Below are 22,644 nucleotides of genomic sequence, written 5' to 3'. Positions count from 1 at the left end.
AGCAACCTAACGCCCGCATAAACTGCGGAGCATGCGGGACGATTTTTTGCGTCCTTTATTATTGCAAAATATAGGACAGTTTGCCCCGTCAGATTTCATGCGCTTGTTAACCTTCTTAGCTAACACCCTCAACACTTGTAGCTCTTACTCTCACATTCTTCTTAACTTGCATGAACTCTTGGTTTTCCCCTTGCTTGTGATACACCACACGATAGGGAATTATCAGTTTACCAGACTCAACTTTTTGCCGAAAATCTTCGATAGATTTGCCTTCATCAATCGAAGCTTTGAGTGAAACTACTTTTTCAGCCTTACGTCCCACTGCTAGGTCAACTGTTGACTTAAATCCATCATCAGACACCGTCACAGGGAAGTTGCCTACGTTATCCAATGAGACAGTGAAATTAATCTGCGCTTCATCAGCGTTGTAAGTAACCGTAGGAATTTCACTATGGTTGTACTTTTTTATGCTTAGTCGCAAAAACGGCTTTTGGGGGATGCAGATACTACCCTGTATGCTTGCTTCTTTTAAAGGGAGTCTTTCAAATATTTGACCAAATGTTATTTGCTTATCAGGATCATAGTTACCGTCTAATAAATTTATCAAACGAATACAAAACTCAGAAAAGCCACTTCTAGACCACGAGAGGCTCAAAAACACATTATTACTTATGTGTCTGACCCCATAGCTTTTTGAAACTGCCCAATATTCACCAGTGTAAACGACAGTTGCTCCCCCACCACTCTCCGCGAATTGAGCGTTTCCGTTTTCGGTCATATAAATATTTAGATCATCAATTTTTTTAGCCAAAGGGAGTAAGTTATCTTCTGAGTCTGGTGCTTCGATTGAGTTTAATGAAATCACCCCTGTGGATGTGTCGTCAGACTCATACCTGAGTACCATTCCACCAATGAAGCCATGAGCGTTTACACCTTTATATAAATCCTTTATAAGGTTTTTTTTATTAACCTCAGACTCTTTGAGATCAACATAAATTACCCCGCTATGGTAAGTTGCTGGCAGCTGTTCTTTAAAAGAATTTACTTCTTTAAGCTTATCAATTGAGTCGACAATGGATTTCTTCGTTAACCTTGATTTAACTTCATACACAGCTACTACGTATTTTGCTGGGATCGCTAAATATTTACCCTGCTGGCTATTATCGTAATTGCCTTCCGTCCATAGGACTGGAGCTTCAAGAACTTGATATATGATAATGTCATAGTGATATAAGATCTTTGAATCATCATAAAGGTTAGGAATTATATAACCTGATGTAACAGCATATTTTTTAGGCAAAAATTCACTCAACCATTTTCTTAGATATGCCTCTACAGCATCTCCATGTGCAGTTTTAACTGGTCGATTTGCTTGTTGTTCATAGATTTTATCGAACTCATCTAGGATATCTTTTCTATTTCGGTGAAATTGTTTCCAACCATGTTGACCATAACAATCCTTCATCGATACTCCCAATTTCCTCAGAGAAGGTTAACATTTGTATAGTGCGCATGCGCGTTTACCTCATTAGACCAGCTAAAACGCGCACAACTAATTATCTGTATTTATTGATGAAAATAAAATATAGAACAATAACTTTTAGAGAAAACGCGCATGCGCGTTTATTAAACCTATTATTTAGATTAACACTAACATAAGCCATTGATGCTACTAGATAAATGTTTCAGCCTCAAGTGCAAGCGCACATAATTTACACAATTTTTCCCTGAAGAATCGAGTAAAGTAGATAATACTGTATAGATAAACAGTGAGCAGGTTATTTATCATGGCAGCTATAAAAAGTCCTTTTCTGACTCAAGTTCGTGAACATATGCGTATGCGCGGTTACAGTATCAAAACAGAAAAAGCATACTTGTACTGGATTAAAGCCTTTATCAACTTCCAGCAAAAGCGTCACCCAGAAACAATGGGACAAGCTGAAGTGACACAATTCCTCAGTTTTCTGGCTAACTCACGTAATGTTGCGATTAATACACAGAAAGTGGCGCTCAATGCTCTTGTGTACCTTTATCATAAGCATCTAAAGCAAGATCTAGGTGACCTGGGGTTTAGATATGCCACCAAACAAAGGCAGTTACCTATTGTGCTATCAACCGAAGAAGTTTCTGAGGTTCTTTGTCAGCTTAATGGGCGAGACCAACTTATTGTCCAGTTACTATATGGCAGCGGACTGCGGGTTTCAGAATGTTTAAGGTTACGTATTCAAGATATCGATCTAGCACGCTGCTCACTCACTGTCAGAAATGGCAAAGGCCATAAAGACAGACAAACCATTCTCAGTCAAAAATGTGCAATCAAACTACCTGCTTATATCGATGCTGCGCGTGCTATTCAGATTAAGGACAATACCTATTGTATAGGGCCATCTTTACCCAATGCGCTAGAGCGTAAGTACCCCAATGCATTTAGGCAAGCTGGCTGGATGTTTGTTTTTCCATCAACCACCACAAGTGATAATCCATACACTAAGACTCACTGTAGACACCATTTACATCAGAGTGTCATTCGAAAAGCACTTGCAGCTGCGGTGCGAAAAACCCATATCATCAAACGTGTCACTTGCCATACCTTCAGGCACAGCTTTGCCACCCATTTACTTCAAGCTGGGCGGGACATAAGAACTATTCAGGAGCTACTGGGCCACAATGATGTCAATACCACTCAAATCTACACTCACGTGCTTGGCCAACATTACGCAGGAACGGTGAGTCCGCTAGATAGTCTGTAACATGACAATCACTGAACCAAATAGGATTCAAAAATATATTAAGGAGAGGGAAACTCTGTAATCATCAAACTGCAGGTGCTAATTCGTTTTGGAACAAAAGTGAGTTAACAAACGCTAGCAATTAGGCTAATTCGAAGAGATTGATGGGCAGGTGTAGATGCGGCAGTGAGCTTCCAAAACATGGACGTTTTGGCTGAGCCCACAGGGATTGTGCTTGCGGCGCCTCACTGAAGTATCTGTACTTGCGTCACTCTCTGGCATCTTGCCACCACGACATTGGTGCCCCAACACATCCCCCCCGCTGGAAGCGATTGCAGCCAGCTTCACTCAAAAGCAAGCAAGCTTTGCGGCAAAAACGAGTTTGTAACATCTGAGCTTACTGCTAACTGTAGCCTTTCTTCGTGCCCTCGGTGTCCCAATAACATCCGTGTTTAACGGCCAGTTCGCTATCCCTAGCTCTCGTTTATTAGCACATGGCTTCGCCATATTCGCCGTGGTGATTAGCTTTTGTCCTAAAATGAGCTAACTTGCGTTGAACATATAGGTAAGTATGACTTTTCCCAAATCACTAATTTTACCACGAAGCGCTGCGCTTTCACGGAGGTCACGGAGGTCACGGAGAAAATCGTAGAGCAAAAGATCAAAATATTTGATGACGAGCCTTTTACTGTTGCTTTTGTTCTAGCTGTTGCTTTTCTTCGTGTAGCGTAGCGCTCCGTGTCCTTCGTGGTAAATGGATTTTGTCCAATAACATCTTAAACTGATCACTCTAAGACGTAACAGGACAACACTAAGTTAGAGCTAAGGCTCAAAAGGTAGATAATTGGATTAAGAAATTAATGGCAATCAAATAAGCCTACACTGGACCCACATATCTGCCCCCACATATCCAGATTATTTAACCAGTATTGCCATTTTTAGGTTCTCTCTTTAAATGAAAAGGACTAAGATGTCTGCGTTTTGGGGAGTAGTCACTCTGTCGCGCCGTCGTCATTCCGTTGCTTTTGCTTCCGGCCCGCGAGAACACATTAAATAATCTGTTTTGACAAGACCAACAACACGTATTTGCTTTTACTATTTTAGCTATGCGGTTGGTCAGGTGTATCCCACTTTTCTGTGCCATCCGCCTGTCGGAGGTATTATGTTCTTAAGTGAACTCTTTTCAGGCTATCAAGGCCTAGTCTTTCTCACTCTATTGATGCTTGGCATCGATTTATTACTCACAAGAGGCAGGATCAGTTTTCGTTCTGCCGCAGCTTGGAGTGTGTTCTGGTTTTCACTGGCTTTCTTGTTTGCTGGCGCTATCTACCTCTTTTGGCCAGAGATGTCGCCAACTAGCCCACTCTCTTCAAGCGAAGCTAGCACAGCGTTTATCACTGGTTATCTTCTTGAAAAGTCACTGAGTGTCGATAACCTATTTGTTTTCGCGCTAATCTTTGCTCAATTCAATGTACCAGACAAAAACGTCCCGCGGATCCTGATGTTAGGTATCGTGGGTGCATTAGTATTGCGCGGTATCATGATTTCAGTCGGCGCTCCACTAATAGCACAGTTCCACATGATACTTTATCTGTTCGGTTTCTTCCTGATTTGGACAGGTGTGCAAATGTGGCGTCAGCATGATCAAGAGAGCTCATCGTTTTCAGACAGTTTTGCCGTTCGTTTGGTGAAGAAATTTATGCGGTTCAGCCCTGACTATCATGGGAATAAGCTCTTTATCCGCGATAACATTGGGATATTGGCAACGCCAATGCTAGTCGTTGTCACGGTCATTGCGATGACTGACGTGATGTTCGCCTTAGACTCGATCCCTGCAATCTTTGCGGTAACACAAGAGGCTTACTTGGTACTTGCTGCAAACGTCTTTGCCTTATTAGGCCTACGTTCGCTGTACTTTGTTCTAGGTGGTATGTTGAGTAAATTTGCTTATTTGCATCATACATTAGCATTTATGCTGTGCTTTATTGGTACCAAGATGTTACTTATTGACACCCCGTTTGCTATCGCAACGTCTGTTTCTCTTGGGGTTATCCTAGCTTCGCTGGCAGTCGGAATTGGTGCATCCATTTGGAAGCAACACCAATTGGAAAAAACGACGTTATAAATCTATATAGCCAACTCGGCATAAGCTTTGGTATGTAAGTCTGAAAGATGCTGTAGGTAGGCATAATCACAAACTTCGATGACAAGGATGTCATCGCAGCAGCATCTGCACATAAGGTCGCTCTTTCACATCTGCCCCCATCGGGAACAGGGAACAGGGAAATGTCATCAAGCTTCATTCGAAGGCAAACATTAATGCCAATTTAATCTCACCAATTTTTGATAGAATCTTGGTGACTTCACGTTAGAATAAAATAGCTAAAAAGCACGTTTACTCTCACAACAGGTCTCATTATGATGCGCGCATCTCAACTCTATGGAAGGCCGCTAAGATGCGCACCGCTCTTGTCATTATCACTCTACTATCATCACTTATGACTATTAATACTCAAGCAAAACCTGCAGATACTGCAGCTAGATCTCAGCCAATCGCAATTTTAGGTGCGATGGATGCTGAAATTGAAAAGCTACTACCTGAAATCACACAACGCCAAACTCATACAGTTGCTAAAAATACTTATTACACAGGCTTTATCGAAGGCAAACCTGTTGTTGTTACCCGCTCAGGTGTGGGTAAAGTTAATGCCGCCATCACCACTTACGTGTTGATTAACCAGTTTGATGTAAACAGTATTATCTTTACGGGTATCGCTGGCGCGGCAGGTCCTAAACTGAATGTTGCCGATGTGGTGATTTCGACTGCACTAGTACAACACGATGTAGACTTAACCGCTTTTGGCGCGCCAAAAGGTCAGCTTGATGGTTATGATGATCGCTACTTCTACGCTGATGAAAAGTTACAAGCTCTAGCGCTAGAAGCGGCGAAAGGAGCGGTCGGCGAAGCGCGCGTACACTCGGGCATTATCGCAACGGGCGATCAGTTTATAGCCGATAAAGGCATAGTCAGCATGCTACTTCAAGAGTTCAATGCTATCGCCGTAGAGATGGAAGGCGCTGCAGTGGCGCAGGTCACCGATATGTTTGATATTCCATTGGTTGTCATTCGCACCATCTCTGATAAAGCCGATGGCTCGGCGCATCTTGTCTATGAAGAGGCTAAGCAGGTAACCGCCGACAACTCAGTGGCCATCACACTAAATATGATCCGCGAAATGTAATGAATAAAGTTTGAATTCGCTTCTAGATTAAAAAGGCGCTAAACCTGATGGTTTAGCGCCTTTTTAATCTGGCCTCGGCTAGCCTTGAATAAACCACTATTCTTTTCTGCGGCAACTTGTATACTTTTGACTATCAACCTAACGATCAGAATCTATTATGTTTGTATATGAGCGTACTCGAGGTGTGCTTTTTTCTTTGGGTATGGGCTTACCAATCCTTTACGGGGCAATTACGCAGCATTTTCTCCAAGCTGCATTTATGAGTCTAGGTGCATTACTCGCATTGCTACTCGACCCACGTAGCCAAGCATTAAAGCAAATCTTAGCTATCGTTATTGGAGTTTTGGCGGTGATCTGTGCCGCAGCGCTTGGGTTCACATTAATCGGTCATCCACACATGGCCATTGCGGCATTAATCGTGTTCGGCTTTCTCGCCGGTCTCCCCAAACCAGAACACGCCTACTGGGGGCTATTGGGCAAATATATTGCTACAGCACTATTATTGGCCCAACTAGGATTTCCTGCATCAACCGCTATCGGTATAGCCTATTTTTATGGCGCACTTCTTGCCTTATTCCTTATCTTACTGCAAGGCTGGCTATATAAAATTGACGAGGTTGGTCACTCGCCTAGCAATGAGTTTTTTCAGCTTATTAAAGGTGACACCAACGGCCCTTTTTATGGCTTAACGTTACCACTTACCATACTTGCTGCAACGCTCAGTGCGAATTGGTTGCATGTCAACCAGCCCGGTTGGGTCGGCTTGACGATATTATTCGTGATGCACATCAATGATAGGCTTTCTTGGTACCGCTTATGGGACCGCATAGTTGGCACCTTGCTGGGGATCATTATTGCTTACTTATCGGTTCGCTATCTTGATCAGATTGGCTTAGCGCTGGTAATTGCCGCTTTTGCCTTTTGGATCCCATATAGCCTCAGGAAGAGCTATTTACTGTTTAGCCTCTCGATAACGGTCACTGTGATGGTGGCAATCAATTTTGCGCTATTACCTAATGGTGATTTAAACCTTATGAGTTGGCGTTTCTATGACACCTTAATTGGCTGTTTTTGGGTCGCAATCGCGCTCATTATCACCCATGGGATCCATGTTTTTAAAAGCAAAATATAACAAATAAGCAGAATATCCACTTGAAAGGTAAGGGGAAACCGCGGGGTTAAATTATGACAAAAGCGCTTTTGAAATGTGGCAATGATTATCGAAGCACAAAACGATAATCATCGCACCGTTAGGTTACATAGTGACTTTTAGAGAAGCTAAATAAACCGCAAATTAATCACCGCTATACCCAGTTTTTACGCTATCGCTACATGAGTCACTGAGTATTTTATGCATCTTCTTTTAAATAATCCTTTAATTGGCGACATTTATTCGTTCTGTTTTCACTATCACTTCCGCCCCAGTCGGCCTCAACTTGGTGGATAAGCATCTTAATCACCCGAGTCACACGTTCATCTTGCGACTCCACTCTAACGGTAAACTCATTACTCCCTTGGGTGATTTTAGTTTGGTTTCGGGTTTGCCATTGCTTAAATGCATTTTGGTAAAAAAGCTCTTCATCCTGACGCTGACAAAACTTAGCTAATGGTTGATACATGACCGACTGAACAAACACCAACTCATTAGGCGAATAGCCTTGAGTCTCTTTACCCATGGCTAAGACTTGAAAACTGGTTAGAATACTGCCGAGCAGAAGAAATAGCGCCACAAACCTCATAACAACTCCTTGTCATTGTTGCAAAAATATTGTCATAAGTATCTACTCCATCTACTCTTACAGCTATGATTAAGATCAACTAATGAGTAAAAGCACATATCAAATACATGAAAATAAGTCACGATCCGCCGCCACCATCAACAGCACAATTGCCGTTGGTACCAAGCTGGCTGACAACAACGTAGGCCATACATTTTAAAAAAGGCGCTAAATCATCAGATTTAGCGCCTTTTCACTATCTATGAGCAAAACTCGATTAGACTTCTATACCTCAACTTTCTTGCTTGGATAGGTCTTGCTGAAGCTAACCTTGCCAAAATCTTCTAAAATCGCGTAACAGGCTGGCACCATAAACAGCACCAGCGCCGTTGATGCGAAGATACCGAACACCATAGAGACCACCAGTGGCTGTAACACCTGCGCCTGAATACTGGTTTCTAATAACAGCGGCAACATGCCTGCAGCGGTGGTGAGTGAAGTAATAAATACCGCTCTAAAGCGCTCTTTGCTAGCACTCACTACCGCTTCATGTACCGATTGCCCCTCTTCTACGTGGTAGCGAATATATTGCACCAGTAGAATCGAGTCATTGACGACCACGCCTGCAAGCGCCACAAAACCCATTATCGAGGGCATACTCATGGAGTAACCCAATAACAGATGGCCCCATAGCACGCCGATAAGCCCAAGTGGGATCACCGCCATTACCACTAACGGCTCAATGTAACTCTTGAACTGCAAGCTTAAGATGGCAAATACCGCTAATAGACCGACGATAAAGCCGCTGGCCATGGAGTTTTGCGTAGTCTTGCTTTCTTTGACTTCGCCCTCATAACTGACTCGTATACCCGGGTAGCGCTTTTTAAGCTCAGGCAGTAACTCGGCCTTAAAGGCATCGTTAATCTCACTGGCGTTGGCTAAGTGAGTATCTACTTCGCCGGTAATGGTGACAAAACGCATGCCATCGAGACGAGATATTTTGACGTAGCCTCGCTGCCACTCAAAATCTGCCACCGCCGATAGCGGTACCTGCTCACCGTCGGTGCCGATGGTGATTGGAAAGTTGGCGAGATTTTCAAGCTTAGCGGCATCGGTTTTATCGAGCTGCACATCGATTTGAATACTCTCAGGCCCCACCTGAATATTGTCGGCAGTTTGATGAAAGTAGGCTCCGCGCAGCTGACTGGCAAGCATCATGCCGTTAACCCCAAACGCCTCGGCGCCGGGTTTCAGGGTCATTAATATCTCGGCTTTACCCGGTCTCATGCTGTCCATTACGCCCGAAACGCCGTTAAAGCCTTGCAGATATTGCTGCACATCGATTGCGGCAGACTTAAGCTCGTCTAAATCATCACCACGGACACGAATCTCAATCGCCCGCCCGGCAGGTCCCATTTTCGGTTGCTTAAAGACAATCGCAATCGGGTCGACCATCTCCCCTACGCCCTGCTGCCACTCACGAATAAAGGTGCTCATCAAGGTTTGGCGAACTTCGGCGCTCAGCAGATCGACTTTTACGGTTGCCACATGGGCGCCGTTTTCACCCGCGTCGGCGTTAAAGTTAAAGCGCTCGGTGATATGCTGAATGAGACGATGACCGTCCTCTTTTTCACTGTATTTATCACCTAGCGCCTTGGCGACACTGACGACGCGGTTAACCACATGCTCAGTCTGCTGTAGCGTTGAGCCCGGCGGTAAAATAATGCGCGCCTCGGCCACATCGCCATCAAGCTCGGGGAAACCGACAAACTTAATCGCGCCACCTGCAACTAGAGAGATTGAGATAAACAGCAGGCTTATCACCGAGCCCATAAACACGTAGCGCCAGTTGATCACCCACTCTACCGCCGCCACTAACTGCACGGTTCTAAAGTGTTCAAATTTATGATTAAATTTCTGCTTAAAGCGGCTGGTTTTTCGCTGTTTCCCTTTCGCTGAGTGAGCTAAATGGTTGGGTAAAATCAAAAATGCTTCCACAAGGCTGATGGTTAAGATCAGCAGCAAGGTTTGCGGCACCACTCGCAGCACCTTGCCCATGTCGCCTTCCATAAAGGCGATACTGGAGAAGATAAATACTGTGGTTAAAAATGATGACACGACCCCCGGTAGCACCCGCTTTACGCCTTGGATCACCGCATCGGCCTTGCTCATGCCGCGCTCAATGTGAGCCGCTATCGACTCGGCTATCACGATGGCGTCATCCATCATTATGCCAATCGCCATCAAAAATGCTACCAGCGTCATGATGTTGATGGTTAGCCCAACCTGCGCCATAAAGAACAGGCTGCCCATAAAGGCGATTGGTAGGCCCATGGCAACCCAGAACGAGTAACGCAGACTAAAGAACAGCCACATACACAGGAACACCAGTACCACACCCTGCCAACCGTTCTTAACCAACATGGTTAAGCGGTCCCACAGCAAGGAGCTTAAGTCGTTTGAGGTGCTGATGCTGATCCCATTGGGCGTGCGCAACTTCTCGGCGTCTAAAAATCCAATCACTTCCTCTTTAAGGCGCAGGGAATCTTGAGACTTGTTCTTATACACGGTTAAAATGGCAGCTTGCTCACCATCGAAGCGAATGCTCTCTTCATCGAGCTCGAATCTGTCGGTGATAGTGGCGATATCACGCAGACGCACCACCCCACCCAGTGCATCGGAGCGAATGACAATATTGGCAAGACGCTCTGGCTCAACCTCGCGCTGATCGAAGCGAATAAGAATGTTCTTACTTGGGGTCTCCACTGTGCCGCTAGGTAGCTGCACGTTTTGTTGCTCAATCTGTTTAGCCACATCAGCAACGCTCATGCCTAAGCGCTTGATAGCACCGAGCGAGATCTCAACCAGTAACTGATGGGATGAAAACCCCGAGATCTCAACCTGACTAATGCTGGTATCGAGCTTCAAACGGCGCTTTAAATCTTCCGCATAGGCTTTAAGCTCAGGCTTGCTAGTCGCTGCCGACACAGCGATATCGATAATACGCTCGTTAAAATCGAGTTCTTCGACAATCGGCGGCTCAATTTCCGCCGGGAAATCTTTAATGGCTGAGATTTTAGTTTGTACATCCACTAAGCTGCGACTCAAATCAGCCTTGTCATCAAGCTTTAGTGTCATGCGCGCCACGCCCTCTAATGCATCACACTTGGTTTCGATGATACTGCCAAGACTGTCGACAGCATCCTCCATTCTAAGACAGAGGTTCTCTTCAACATCTTGCGGTGATGCGCCGGGCAGCACCACCTGAGCGGTAATGTAATTTTTTGAAAACTCGGGAAAGGTCTCCCGCTTAAGCTCTGGCAGCGCCTTAATACCCAGCACAATAAAGGCCAGCATCAGCAGTGTTGTCGCCGTGGGATGGCGAACAAAAAATCCAATCACGGCAACATCTCCCCTTTTGCAGGAACAGCTGCCTTTGTGTCGACCCCTTGGCTGCGTAGCGCCATACCATTAACGGCGGGAATAAGGTCGGTTAATACTAACTGCATTCCCTCTATTAGCTTACCTTGCACCGCCGCTTGCCCCTCTTGACGGAACAGCACTTGAACATCGACAAGCTGTAAACGCTTGTCTTGGCTCATGATATAGAGCTTATCACCGTGCAGCGCACGCTCAGGCACCATCCAGTAGTCACGCTCGCCGCCTTTAATACGGGCACTGACAAACATGCCATTCACCAATGGTGGCGACTGGCCCATTTTTAGATCGCGATACTGCTGCTCAACCTGCAAAACAACGCTTACAGTCGCTAATGTGGGATCCACCGTTTCACCGATTCGAGTGATCTGAGCTGGCCAACTAAAGGAGTAAGTGGCGCCCTTTAAGGTGATCTCGGCGCTCAAACCCAAAGTCTCGGCGCGAGGTAACTGCTTCTCTTGCTCCTGTGGTCGGTTAACCGTTTTCATCAGGGTCATCACATCACCCAGTGACACTTGAGCCTCGACCTCCATCACTTCAATGCCATTAATGCGCGCTAACACCTGCTGCGGCGATACCACCTGGCTACTTTCTACATTGACCTCGGCTACGCGGCCTTCAAAGGGGAGACGGATTTCGGTCTTGGTTAGTTGACTCTGCGCTTCCTGCTCACGGGCAACGGCTTGCAGTCGTTGTGCCTCAAGAATTTGTGTCTCGTTTGGCATCAAATTCAGGCTGTTATCTAACTCTTGCAGTTTTTGTTGCTGTGCAAGTAGGTTTTGCCGTTCACCATCGAGCTCTGATTGGGAGATAAGGTTTTGTTTTCGCAGTGTCTCTTTGCGTTTTAGATCGGATTTAACCAAGTCATAGCGATTGTTTTCAATCTCCAGCGATAACTGCAGGTTTTTAAGTTGTAGTTTCTTACCTTCTAGCTGACCTTCTAGGGCCTTACGGTCAGCCTGTGCCTGAGCCAGACGGATTTGATAATCTAGCGGGTCGATAGCCAGTAACAGAGTGTCTTGTGGAAGGATTTTACCCACAGCGAGATCTGGGTGTTTATACACCACACGACCACCGACCTCAGGCAATAGTTGCCACTGGATCTTAGGGCTGACGCGGCCAAAGGCATCCACTTGCGCCACCACAGGGCTCTTTTCTAGAGATATAACCTCAACTAACTTACTCGGCTCTGCCTGTAGCTCTAGTGGTGGGTGACTACGTAGCTTGACCACTAACACCAGCACCACAAAACCCACGGCAACCGCAGGAAAGAAATACCATCGCTTACCCTTAAACGCTGACATTATTGCTTCCCCCCATAGAGACCCTGCTGCAGAAGTGTAATATTGTGTTTGGCCAATTGAGTATAAAATTCATCATTGAGTTGATAACCGTGCAGTTTTGCCATTGATAACGGCATAACAAAGGGAAAAATCATAAGACTGAGTATCGACATCTTCACCATCATAGGATCGAAATCGCCGCACTCTTCGAGTAACTGTTTAGGCATAGGAGTCAGATCAACAATAGGCGTAAATAACTTAAAAATAATGCCTTTTGCTTCACTTGAACCATCAGAGTTCATTAAGCGAAATAGAAAACGGGGAAATTCGGGGTTGGGGATCATGGTTTGGTAAAACTCAGTGATCAGATCCGCTATCGTGGGCTTGTCGTGACTTTTTTGTAGTGCTTTCGCACGTTGATAGATAGGCTGGATCTGCTCGGTCACCATGGCCTCAAACAGGCCTAACTTATCACCAAAGTAATAACGGATCATTGCCATGTTAACGTCAGCCTGCTGGGCAATTAGCCGAATGCTGACGCTATCATAATCTGAAGCGGTAAAGCATTGGTTTGCTGAACGAATAAGCGCGGCGCGAACATTTTGTTCACTCGCTTTATCAAACGCTTTACCGGGGCAGACTTTATTGGTTGTTTTCTCAGGCATGACACCAAACCGCATTATTCACTTGAATAGCGCAAGTCTACTGTCTGGCCTGTTTTTTTGCATGAACTATCGTTATTCAAAAACCAGAGTTTTGAATAACTGCACACTCCATAAAATTAACCCGTTAGCTTGCAAATATTATTGAACTAAAGCTAATAAGATCAATTCATAAGGCTGATGCATTTAGGCTAATGAAAAGCGGATCATATACATAGAAGTGATCCCTGGATAAATCTGCCTAATTAATATCTTAAGCTCTTCAAGGCTCATATTCTCTTGCTTGGCATGGGTGTCATTTAACTCATCAAAAGCCACCTCTTCCACCGATAAAATGTCTAACTCGCCATAGCAGCGACCATCTTCTAAATTTGACACGCTAACACGCTGACCAGCCTGATAGAAAGACTCTGACTCATCACGCAGTGTAATCGTTTTCTTACCCGATAAAATATCGGCCTCGAAGCGGCTAAAAAAGGTGATCTTATTCGGTGGGTTCATTCTGCTATTGCTACTCTTTAATGCACCACTATTGATGCTTTGACATTATTTTAATGTCTTAATTTAAATTGATACACCCCTTTTGTGAGCTGTTTGATGATACCGGTAAAAACATCACTTTCACTTTAGCCGCAATACTGCAGTAGCGGTCACGCTTCGTTTAAGGTAAAATCCGCATCCGATTTCTAGCTTGGCGCACAATGTGCCACAATTGTCGTAATATAGACGTTATTAATAGGCATATCGTAGAGAACTCATGAACAGAAAACAGAAGATGATCAAAAGGACCGCAAAACGTGCTAAGGCTCGCCTTAATAAGCACACTGCGCCTACGATCAAAAAATATGTATCTAAAGCTGAGCGCGCTGAACAGCAGGCTAAACTTGATGCAGAAGCTGCCGAGCAAGCAGTACTCGCTGCCGAAGGGACACCTGACACAGATACAGCAACTAACGACGCATCGGTAGAAGCGAACGAAGAAAAAGCAGCGTCGGCAAATTAATCTCTAAGCCGAGTTTCTGCACGACTTTTATCGTTTGATTGAGCTTACTTGGTTGAAGCGTTATCTTCTTTTACGCCAATAAGCTCAGCTACTTCATTACTGGCCTCACAGTCTTGTTCTTCATTCACCATGGCCATATTGGCACAAGATGACGACATTGGACTCTGGCTACTTAAGCTTAACTCCTCATCAAACTCAGTTTTCTCTTCATCTTTCGGTATATTAGCTCCATAAAGCCCAGCAACGGTCATGGTTTGCACCTTGTCTACCAACTGGTACGCCACTAGCACTCCCAAAATGCCAAAGATAATCGAACCGATTGCCTGCCCTATTAACACACCATAGACTCCCCCCCACTGTGCGCCAAAATACACAAATGGAATGGTGCCTAATGTTGCCTTACCGACATTAAACAGGGTCGAATACTTAGCCTTACCTAAGTTGTTAAATGAGGCGTTAGCGACAAACAAAATACCCGAGAAGATAAAGAACACTGCGATATAGGAGCAGAAAAACAAGATCAGCTCTGCAGCATCGCCTTGCATATCAAACACGCTGACGATTTGGTGACGAGTTAAGAACAGCAGCAGTGACACGCCCAGTACATAGGCTGTGCAAAACTGAATAGCACGGGTTAATGACTCTTTGACTCGCTCAAACTCCAGCGCGCCATAGTTTTGGCCAACGATAGGCCCAACGGCACCCGATAGCGCGAAGATCATACCGAACGACACAGGAATAAGGCGGCCCAGTATGGCCCAGCCCGCCACATAACTATCACCAAAGTCGGCGATAGCGCGAGTCACCACGGCATTGCCGATAGGCGTGGCCACGTTAGTGAGCATCGCTGGTCCGGCAATGGCGAAAATCGGTTTAAGATCTTCGATAAAGTGATCGAAATTAAAGCGGCCAAGTAAGTTATGTTTAACCACCACACCTTTAGCGGCAACCGCAAATACCGCAAATCGAGCCATAACAGAGGCAACTGCCGCGCCCTCTATCCCCATGGCAAACATGAAGATAAAAATCGGGTCAAACACCGCATTCACCCCGCCTCCGATTAAGGTCGATACCATCGACAGCTTGGCATCGCCGACCGCTCTTAGTGCACTACCGAGCGCCATGGCTAAGCAGATAAGCGGCAAGGAAGGTACAAGGATATTGAGATAACTCTCGGCAAGTTCAGCGGTTTTTCCAGTGGCTCCTACAAGACTTAAGAGCTCTGGAATAAACATGTATATGGTAAAGGCCACAAAAACACTAATCAAAAAGGTCACAACTAAGCTGTTTAGCAACAAACGCTTAGCTATTTCAGTCTCTTTAGCGCCGATAGAGCGCGACACTAATGCACCGAGTGCAATAGAGAGACCAATACCAATAGAGGTGGTGAAAAATGAGATAGTACCAGCATAGCCTACCGCTGCGGCCAGCTCTTGCTCCCCGAGTAAACTAAGGAAGAAAATATCTAATAAATCGACCACAAACAGCGCCGAAATACCGATAGCAGCGGTAGAACTCATCACTAAGATATGACGTAATATCGATCCCTGTACAAACTTGGCTACAGCCATATCACCTCGATGCCCTTGGCTAATCCATTATATTGATAGTATTTACAAGTCAGTCTCTAACTCGCTGCCACAATGGTCGCAGTAAAGTGCATTATTGTCATGACCGACTTTAAGACAGTTACTGCAGCGCCTTAGATCACGCGTGCGGCCTATCTCCTGGGAAATTTCAGCAGTTAAAATACCCGTTGGGATCGCAATAATTGAATAACCCAACAACATGGTAAATGCCGCTATTGCCTGGCCTAAAGGAGTTTTAGGAGTAATATCACCATACCCTACCGTTGTAATGGTCACAATGGTCCAATAAATGGATTTAGGAATGGAGCTAAAGCCATTATGAGGTCCTTCAACCACATACATAATGGCACTCAAAACGACCACAATAAGACTGACTGAGAAAAAGAAGATAAATACCTTTCGGCTCGACTGCATCATGGCGCGCAGCAGCAGATTACCTTCGCTTAGATAGCGCAGTAGCTTTAAGACACGGAAAATCCTAAACAGACGTAGGATCCTAATCACCAAAGTGAAGTTTGCGCCCGGGAAAAATAGCGCTAGGTATGAGGGTAATACTGATAATAGATCGACCAAACCATAGAAACTTTTGGCATAGCTGAGCGGTTTAGCCGAGCAATAGAGTCTTAAGATGTACTCGACGGTAAAGATAATGGTAAAGCACCACTCCATGATGACGATGATATCGCCATATCGCTCATGCACTTTAGCTACTGTATCAAGGAAAACAATTAGCACGCTCATCACGATACATATCATTAAACTGATATCAAAATAACGACCAGCCCGCGTGTCGGTGCCAAAAATAACCTGGCGTAACTTAAGTTTTAACAAACTTTCTTGATCTTTCTTTGTTGCCATTACTACAGCAACTCCTTACAAAAAGTGGCGAAGAAGTCGTCGACTTAAACCGACGAATCAACGTTTTAAATTAGATGATATCAATAGTGTGACACGCATATGTGGATAGCTCAAAAATAATCTTAGCCTTTAGCATCAACACTCACGCCATTTTAAGGTAATATGGCCCCCATAATTGACTCTTTTTTAGCTTATTTGCTCAAGGTTTTTCATGCGTTTTATTGTTTTGTCACTCAGTTTGCTAATGACTAGCATGCTTTTTTCGACGCTCACTTTCGCAAGCACTATGGCCAACGGTAAAGCCGACTTAGTGATAGTCACCAAGTCTGAAGCAAGCATGACACTGCTGCGTCAAGGAAAGGTGTTTAAGAAATATCGCATTGCCATGGGTGATAACCCTGTAGGCCACAAGCTGACCGAGGGCGACCAACGCACTCCCGAAGGACGTTATCTATTGGATTATAAAAAATCAGATAGTGCTTACTATCGCGCAATTCATATCTCCTACCCGAATGATGAAGACCGTCTGCGCGCCGACGCTCTGGGGATCAGCCCTGGAGGGCAGATCATGATCCACGGTGAAAACCCTAACTCTAGCCTGAGCCCAGAAGAAGCCCAGATGTATAATTGGACCGATGGTTGTATCGCGGTCACTAATGCCGAGATGGACGAGCTTTGGCGAGCGATTGATGAAGGCACTCCCATAGAGATCTGGCCCTAAGCGTTTTTCACTGTTCTATTCCCCCTAACTTTTTTCAATCAGAAATTAGCATCATTTTTATTTCATGCTCATTTTGCTTTAAGGCACTCCGATGACATACCAAGAATTAATCAATAGCTGGTCGGCATTCAGCCAACGCATACAGGCCTTTACCCAAGAACTAGGCTTAGACTCTCTGTATTTAGAATGTGACCACAGCGCACTTCGCGTCAATAGCGTTGAGGCCGCCGATGAACTACGTCACGGGTTTTCAAGCGTCGGCAAGATCATTTCTGACAACATGATTAACGGCCGACCTATTCTGATTATCGAACTCAACACGCCACTAATGATGGGCACAAGTGCCATTGAGTGTGTGGAGCTGCCCTACCCAAGCGATAAAGTCTACCCGGTCGAAGGTTGGGAGCACATTGAGCTGGTACTCGATTGTAATGCTAAAGATTGCGATACACTGACTCAGGCGCTGCTTGAACATGCCCCACAGCTAGCGCCAGTCTTGGCTGGAACAACCGATATTAAAGTTAAAATGAGCTCACCGAAAGGCGATAAAGAGCGCCTTGCAAATCCAACCATTGCCTTTAAGAAAAACGGCATTTGCGTCAAGGTGCATGCTCACGGCATTAAAGCGGTGATCGCTTCGGAAGCAGAGTAAAGCGCGATAAGGTATAAGGTTAAAGACTTGGAGGTTTTAGGCTTGCGTACTAACTGCTCCTAGGTCCTAGGTCCTAAAAAGCCTACTGCTAAGTCGATTGCCCCACTCACCTAAAACAACAAACGTGAGGCTTGCTTTAAAGCAAGCTTAATCAGGACTCAAGGGTATGTCAGCATCAGGCTTTTTCTTGGCATATCGATTATAGCCCTGCAATAGGGTAAAAATGATAATGACTGAGGTGCCGTTGATAATGCTCACAGTGGAAATCACTACCTCATATAACGTGCTAAAGTTCATTGAAAAACCGCCAAAGCGATACATTAAATAGAGCATAGGTAACTGCATCAAAATGCCGGCAAGCCAGTTAAAAGGAAGGCGTGGCAAAAAACGGCGATAAAGACTTATTACAAACAGTGCCAACAGCAGCGAAATAAAGCCATCGTGTAACAACAGCATTAACCACTCAGGACTATTACGAGTTAGCCCTTGGCTCGCAGTTATAAAACTAAGAATGGGAGAGAAGCTTGCCGAAAAGTGAAAGCCATAAGTGATAAGCAGAGCTATCACTAAGCCAAAACCAAAAGCGGGAATATATTTCATATGCAACTCCTTTGCACTCAGTTAAAAACTGAACAGCCTAGCACTTGATTATCAATAACTTACATTTCTTCGTTCTAGTCTTGTATCTCTTTTTGTACTGCTAGCGCAGCGATAAAAATGAGCCCTAACAGTGGAAAGAGTGACAGCAAAGCGCCAATTATCGCGACGAGTTTAGGAGTAGGGTTTTACGTTGAGCCAGATAGAAGCTTATCCCACCAATCACTAACATTGCCATTAACAATATCAGCAAGATAAATTGACCAAAAAGTGTTGCATTGATACTCATTCGCAAATTTCCTTTTGCTTATTCGCTCTCATTTTTGTAACAATTATGTTAACTGCAAACGGCCTTTCATTTCAATCGTATTGCTTCAAGCTGACTAGAAATAATCATAAAAAAAGTCATAAAAAAGCCTCATCTAAATGACGAGGCCTTTGTATCAAAGCTGCTCACTTCAGTGAATAGCTCAAAGAGTAGTGACTACAGCGTTAGCAAGTAATCCAGTCCACCCGTTATCGCCGCCACTTGCGCTACAATGCAGTTTTCATCATCTGATAATGGGCTATCAGGATAGACTTCTGTGGTCGTCACATATTTAGCGTCTGTCACCCCAGCACATAGGCCAAGTGCCTTAGTGGCGTAGTTAATTACCCCGAACTGGGCCAAGTCCACACCAATTAACTTACCGCTATCATCAGCTGGAGCAATATGTGTCACCTGCTCTACCGATTTAATCATTGCCGTTTGAAATTCATCTTGCGGATTGATGGTATCGCCAACTAAGTAAAATCCATCTGGTATATTCCAGTTAGTGTGCTCTACCGCGTCACGCGCTGCCAATGCAGGTCTAAATTCACTGTTATCGGTATCGGTGGTTTCATGTAAGTCGATATGGGCAAACATCTCGACACCCAGCTCCGCTAACAGCTTGATTAACGCTGCAGACTCTTCTGCCGAGCTATCAGCATAGAAAGAGCGGTTAGGGTCAATAGCCTTTGGATTCCAGCGGTTAATGGTTTCATAGCCCCAAGGGCTAATACAAGGTGTGACTAAAATATTGAACTTATCGCTGTAATTTGCGGCTTGAGTCTCAATAAAGCGAATGGCGCCTTGAACACCACTGGTTTCATAGCCATGCACGCCACCTGTCACTAAAATAGTGGCTTTGTTTGCATCCCAGTTATGCGTCTTCACCGCAAATAAAGGATAACGCTTAGCATCGTATGAAAGCGCGCCGTATTGCTCGACGTCAAAGCGGTCTTTAAGGGCTAGAATTTTACTCACGACTTCATCTTGGTAAGAGCGCTTAATCGACTGAGCATTAAACCACTGCGCTTTTTCTGCATCGCCCCACTTTTTGCCTTTCACACCAATTGAATATGCTTGCTGCTCCATTATTCTTCCTTTTGGCTTGGTTTTCGCTCCAAGCTCTTCTATAACTAATTACCAAATGCCATCTAACCTTATCGCTAAACAGGCGAGATTAAATTGCTCGAAAGCATAAACGTGATATTCATCGATATCAATGCAGTTGTCTGGATTAGTTTTCATGGCGCGAGTGTGATCAAATCAACAAAGACTATATGAAGCGGGTTATCTAACAAGGAGAGTCTATATGAATGCACTAAGACACGGTTTCTCTATCGGCATAGAGAGAGTGAGTGACGAGTTTTTCTTAACCTTAAAAGCCAAGGGTAAACTTACCCACAGCGATTACCTTGCGATTACCCCTGTGATTGACTCGGCACTATCTGAGGTCAAGCAACCTAAGATTAAAGCCTTATTCGATGCGACAGAGCTTGAAGGTTGGGAGCTTAGCGCCGCTTGGGATGACTTTAAGCTGGGGCTTAAGCATGGCAATCAATTTGTTAAAATCGCCCTATATGGTAATAAAGGCTGGCAAGAAACCGCCACAAAACTAGGGCGCTGGTTTGTCGCAGGAGAAATCAAGTTTTTTGAGAATGAAGATGATGCGCTCACTTGGCTACATCAATAAGCCCTCTAAAATAAGCCCTCTAACGCCTTGTTGCCTCATCTGTTGCTTTCTTTATTGCTTCCTCTACGGCAATAGGTAAGCCAAAAAGACCAACGCCAGCAGATGCTGGCGTTATTTTTAAACTTGCAGAGCTTATACCTAGCGGAATTATCTTCCGGCCAATGCTCTCGCAGGCGGAGTTTGGCTCGCTTTCCACGCAGGATATAAAGTCGCGATAACACTCATCACAAAGGCTAAACAGACAACGGTTATCACATCACCACTTTTTAGCTGCGAAGGTAAAAAATCAATAAAGTATACATCTGCCGATAACAGCTGAACGCCTAATACTGACTCTATCGTGCGTGCTATGGCACTTAAATTAAGCGAAATCATCACCCCTAATACGCCGCCAATGGCGCAGCCCAAAATGCCATTAAAGGCACCTTGGACGATAAAGATCAGCATGATTGATGCTTTTCTCATGCCCATGGTGAGTAAGATAGCAATTTCGGACTGTTTATCTCGCACCGCCATCACTAAGGTCGACACAATATTAAAGCAAGCCACGGCGATCACTAACGCAAGCACCAGATACATCACCATACGCACCAGTTGAATATCTTGATATAGGTGACCTTGAGTGCGAGTCCAATCAGAAATATACACATATTGCTGCTGGCTATAACCTAAGTCTCTTATCAGTCTTGGTGCAGCAAATACGTCGTCAACTTTAATGCGCACACCCGAAACGTTGTCACCTAAGTTCAAGGTCTTTGCGGCATATTGCATCGGAATATAAGCTGTGGTCATATCCAGCTCACCGCCAAGCTCAAAAATGCCCGAAACCACGAAACGATGACTTTTAGCCGCGCCAATTTTACTTTGTGACTGGCCATTGATATTGGGCATATACAAGCTTAACGACTGACCAACCTTTAAATCTAAACTCTTAGCTAATCCCTTACCAAGAACGATATTATTAGTGTTTTGCTCGCCTAGGCTCTGCCAGCTCTTGGCAGACATAAACTGCTGAATGTTCGAGACTTTGGATTCGGTGTTGATGTCGATCCCCAGTACAGTCAAAGCTTGAAAGCCACCGACTTTTTGTACTAAACCCTGCATACGCACAAACGGCGCAGCGGCGGTGATCCCCGGCACTTTATTGGCATCACTGACGATGGATTGCCATTGATGAATCGGCTCATTAACACCAATTAACTCACCATGTGACACTACGCCTAACAAGCGATGCTCTAACTCTTTTTCAAAACCATTCATCGCCGATAACACGACGATAAGCACGGTCACACCGAGCGCGATCCCCGCGGTTGACGCAAACGAGATAAAGTTAATAAATCGATTGGACTGACGCGCTAAATAGAAGCGCCAGCCAACCCACATCGCTAACAAACTTCTCATGCGTTAAGTTCCTCGGCTTGCACCAAGCGGCCATCTTTCATATGCAGCTGCCTATCCATTCTTGCCGCTAAGCTTTGATCGTGAGTCACTACAACAAATGCTGTGCCCAGCTGCGCGGCAAGTTCAGTGATCAGCTCATACACGGCTTCGCCGCTATTGGCATCGAGGTTACCCGTGGGCTCATCTGCTAGCACTAACTTAGGATCATTAATCAGGGCTCTGGCAATCGCCACCCGTTGACGCTCACCACCAGACATCTCTGCCGGAGTATGGCTTAGCCTGTGCCCTAACCCCACGCGCTCGAGCAGTGACTTAGCTTTGGCTTCAACTTGTTTACGACGTTGGCCTTGAATTAACGCTGGCATAGAAACGTTTTCAAGCGCGGTAAATTCAGGTAATAGATGATGAAACTGATAGATAAACCCTAAATTTTCATTGCGTATCTTGGCTTGACGCTGACTCGATAACTTATACAAGTCTTCCCCAAGCATAGTGACCGTGCCACTGGTTGGGCTATCAAGTGTCCCCATAATATGCAGCAAGGTACTCTTACCCGAACCTGAGCTACCGACGATAGCCAGTTGCTCACCTTTAAATACCTGTAAGTCAACATTATGCAAAACCTCAGTATCGACAGAGCCTTCTTGATAACGTTTGCTGACACCACTGACTTGTAGCAATAATTCTTGATTCATTGTTAACTCGCTATTGTAACTTATTCTGTTCTTAGTCATATCCGCTACTCGTATCC

21 protein-coding genes are annotated in these 22,644 nt (G+C 44.9%); 8 read left to right on the top strand and 13 right to left on the bottom strand.

Going from position 1 to position 22,644, the window contains the following annotated elements:
• Positions 1-115: 115 nt before the first annotated feature.
• On the bottom strand, positions 116-1,465 hold the full coding sequence (locus tag SHAL_RS08475; RefSeq protein ID WP_012276739.1) for a DUF6602 domain-containing protein: 1,350 nt from the start codon (positions 1,463-1,465) through the stop codon (positions 116-118).
• A 322-nt stretch (positions 1,466-1,787) separates the two neighbouring features.
• On the opposite strand from SHAL_RS08475, the gene SHAL_RS08470 reads away from it, so the two are divergent.
• From SHAL_RS08470 to SHAL_RS08455, 4 genes are all read left to right on the top strand, one after another.
• A complete protein-coding gene (locus SHAL_RS08470) occupies positions 1,788-2,750 on the top strand; it encodes an integron integrase (RefSeq protein ID WP_012276738.1) in 963 nt (320 codons plus the stop codon).
• Positions 2,751-3,891: 1,141 nt separating this feature from the next.
• Positions 3,892-4,854: a TerC/Alx family metal homeostasis membrane protein gene (locus SHAL_RS08465; RefSeq protein WP_012276737.1), complete on the top strand. Its 963-nt coding sequence runs from the start codon at positions 3,892-3,894 to the stop codon at positions 4,852-4,854.
• 331 nt (positions 4,855-5,185) lie between these two features.
• Positions 5,186-5,971 carry a 5'-methylthioadenosine/adenosylhomocysteine nucleosidase gene (locus SHAL_RS08460; RefSeq protein WP_012276736.1) on the top strand — a complete coding sequence of 262 codons (786 nt, stop codon included), beginning with the start codon at positions 5,186-5,188 and terminating at the stop codon, positions 5,969-5,971.
• A gap of 157 nt (positions 5,972-6,128) precedes the next feature.
• Positions 6,129-7,103, top strand: a complete 975-nt coding sequence (locus SHAL_RS08455) for an FUSC family protein (RefSeq protein WP_041415921.1) — start codon at positions 6,129-6,131, stop codon at positions 7,101-7,103.
• A 217-nt stretch (positions 7,104-7,320) separates the two neighbouring features.
• On the opposite strand, the gene SHAL_RS08450 is transcribed toward SHAL_RS08455, so the two are convergent.
• The 5 genes from SHAL_RS08450 to yqfB all read right to left on the bottom strand — a co-directional run bounded on the left by SHAL_RS08450 (position 7,321) and on the right by yqfB (position 13,573).
• Positions 7,321-7,710: a hypothetical protein gene (locus SHAL_RS08450; protein WP_012276734.1), complete on the bottom strand. Its 390-nt coding sequence runs from the start codon at positions 7,708-7,710 to the stop codon at positions 7,321-7,323.
• Between the two features lie 264 nt (positions 7,711-7,974).
• Positions 7,975-11,091, bottom strand: a complete 3,117-nt coding sequence (locus tag SHAL_RS08445; protein ID WP_012276733.1) for an efflux RND transporter permease subunit — start codon at positions 11,089-11,091, stop codon at positions 7,975-7,977.
• Positions 11,088-12,431 (bottom strand): efflux RND transporter periplasmic adaptor subunit, encoded by a 1,344-nt coding sequence (locus tag SHAL_RS08440; RefSeq protein ID WP_012276732.1) that lies wholly within the window; start codon positions 12,429-12,431, stop codon positions 11,088-11,090. Before SHAL_RS08440 ends, SHAL_RS08445 begins: the two co-directional genes overlap by 4 nt.
• Positions 12,431-13,075, bottom strand: coding sequence for a TetR/AcrR family transcriptional regulator (locus tag SHAL_RS08435; protein ID WP_150102075.1), 645 nt, complete (start codon positions 13,073-13,075; stop codon positions 12,431-12,433). Before SHAL_RS08435 ends, SHAL_RS08440 begins: the two co-directional genes overlap by 1 nt.
• Positions 13,076-13,258: 183 nt before the next feature.
• Complete coding sequence (gene yqfB / locus SHAL_RS08430; RefSeq protein ID WP_012276730.1) at positions 13,259-13,573, bottom strand: N(4)-acetylcytidine aminohydrolase; 315 nt, start codon at positions 13,571-13,573, stop codon at positions 13,259-13,261.
• A gap of 256 nt (positions 13,574-13,829) precedes the next feature.
• Here yqfB and SHAL_RS08425 point away from each other — a divergent pair, with 256 nt between their 5' ends.
• Positions 13,830-14,075 carry a DUF2986 domain-containing protein gene (locus SHAL_RS08425; RefSeq protein ID WP_012276729.1) on the top strand — a complete coding sequence of 82 codons (246 nt, stop codon included), beginning with the start codon at positions 13,830-13,832 and terminating at the stop codon, positions 14,073-14,075.
• A gap of 44 nt (positions 14,076-14,119) precedes the next feature.
• On the opposite strand, the gene SHAL_RS08420 is transcribed toward SHAL_RS08425, so the two are convergent.
• Positions 14,120-15,646: an MATE family efflux transporter gene (locus SHAL_RS08420; protein WP_012276728.1), complete on the bottom strand. Its 1,527-nt coding sequence runs from the start codon at positions 15,644-15,646 to the stop codon at positions 14,120-14,122.
• Positions 15,647-15,688: 42 nt separating this feature from the next.
• Entirely contained in the window at positions 15,689-16,522 is an 834-nt protein-coding gene (locus tag SHAL_RS08415) for an ion transporter (RefSeq protein WP_012276727.1), read from the bottom strand.
• 211 nt (positions 16,523-16,733) lie between these two features.
• Here SHAL_RS08415 and SHAL_RS08410 point away from each other — a divergent pair, with 211 nt between their 5' ends.
• Both SHAL_RS08410 and SHAL_RS08405 read left to right on the top strand, forming a co-directional pair.
• Positions 16,734-17,243, top strand: a complete 510-nt coding sequence (locus tag SHAL_RS08410; RefSeq protein WP_012276726.1) for a L,D-transpeptidase family protein — start codon at positions 16,734-16,736, stop codon at positions 17,241-17,243.
• A 91-nt stretch (positions 17,244-17,334) separates the two neighbouring features.
• On the top strand, positions 17,335-17,895 hold the full coding sequence (locus SHAL_RS08405; protein ID WP_012276725.1) for a VOC family protein: 561 nt from the start codon (positions 17,335-17,337) through the stop codon (positions 17,893-17,895).
• Positions 17,896-18,042: 147 nt separating this feature from the next.
• On the opposite strand, the gene SHAL_RS08400 is transcribed toward SHAL_RS08405, so the two are convergent.
• From SHAL_RS08400 to SHAL_RS08395, 3 genes are all read right to left on the bottom strand, one after another.
• Positions 18,043-18,495, bottom strand: a complete 453-nt coding sequence (locus SHAL_RS08400; RefSeq protein WP_041415920.1) for a hypothetical protein — start codon at positions 18,493-18,495, stop codon at positions 18,043-18,045.
• Between the two features lie 157 nt (positions 18,496-18,652).
• Positions 18,653-18,781 (bottom strand): hypothetical protein, encoded by a 129-nt coding sequence (locus SHAL_RS23570; protein WP_263053414.1) that lies wholly within the window; start codon positions 18,779-18,781, stop codon positions 18,653-18,655.
• A 195-nt stretch (positions 18,782-18,976) separates the two neighbouring features.
• Entirely contained in the window at positions 18,977-19,891 is a 915-nt protein-coding gene (locus SHAL_RS08395) for a M14 family metallopeptidase (protein ID WP_012276723.1), read from the bottom strand.
• Between the two features lie 220 nt (positions 19,892-20,111).
• Between SHAL_RS08395 and SHAL_RS08390 the strand changes: the two genes are divergently transcribed.
• Entirely contained in the window at positions 20,112-20,492 is a 381-nt protein-coding gene (locus SHAL_RS08390) for a SpoIIAA family protein (RefSeq protein WP_012276722.1), read from the top strand.
• Between the two features lie 147 nt (positions 20,493-20,639).
• On the opposite strand, the gene lolE is transcribed toward SHAL_RS08390, so the two are convergent.
• On the bottom strand, positions 20,640-21,893 hold the full coding sequence (lolE, locus tag SHAL_RS08385) for a lipoprotein-releasing ABC transporter permease subunit LolE (RefSeq protein ID WP_012276721.1): 1,254 nt from the start codon (positions 21,891-21,893) through the stop codon (positions 20,640-20,642).
• Complete coding sequence (lolD, locus tag SHAL_RS08380) at positions 21,890-22,588, bottom strand: lipoprotein-releasing ABC transporter ATP-binding protein LolD (protein ID WP_041415919.1); 699 nt, start codon at positions 22,586-22,588, stop codon at positions 21,890-21,892. Before lolD ends, lolE begins: the two co-directional genes overlap by 4 nt.
• Positions 22,589-22,644: the final 56 nt, after the last annotated feature.

It is taken from the genome of Shewanella halifaxensis HAW-EB4 (assembly GCF_000019185.1).
In the GTDB taxonomy this organism is placed as follows: domain Bacteria; phylum Pseudomonadota; class Gammaproteobacteria; order Enterobacterales; family Shewanellaceae; genus Shewanella; species Shewanella halifaxensis.
The sequence above is the reverse complement of the archived record's forward strand: the minus strand, read 5'-3'. Positions and strand labels throughout refer to the sequence as shown.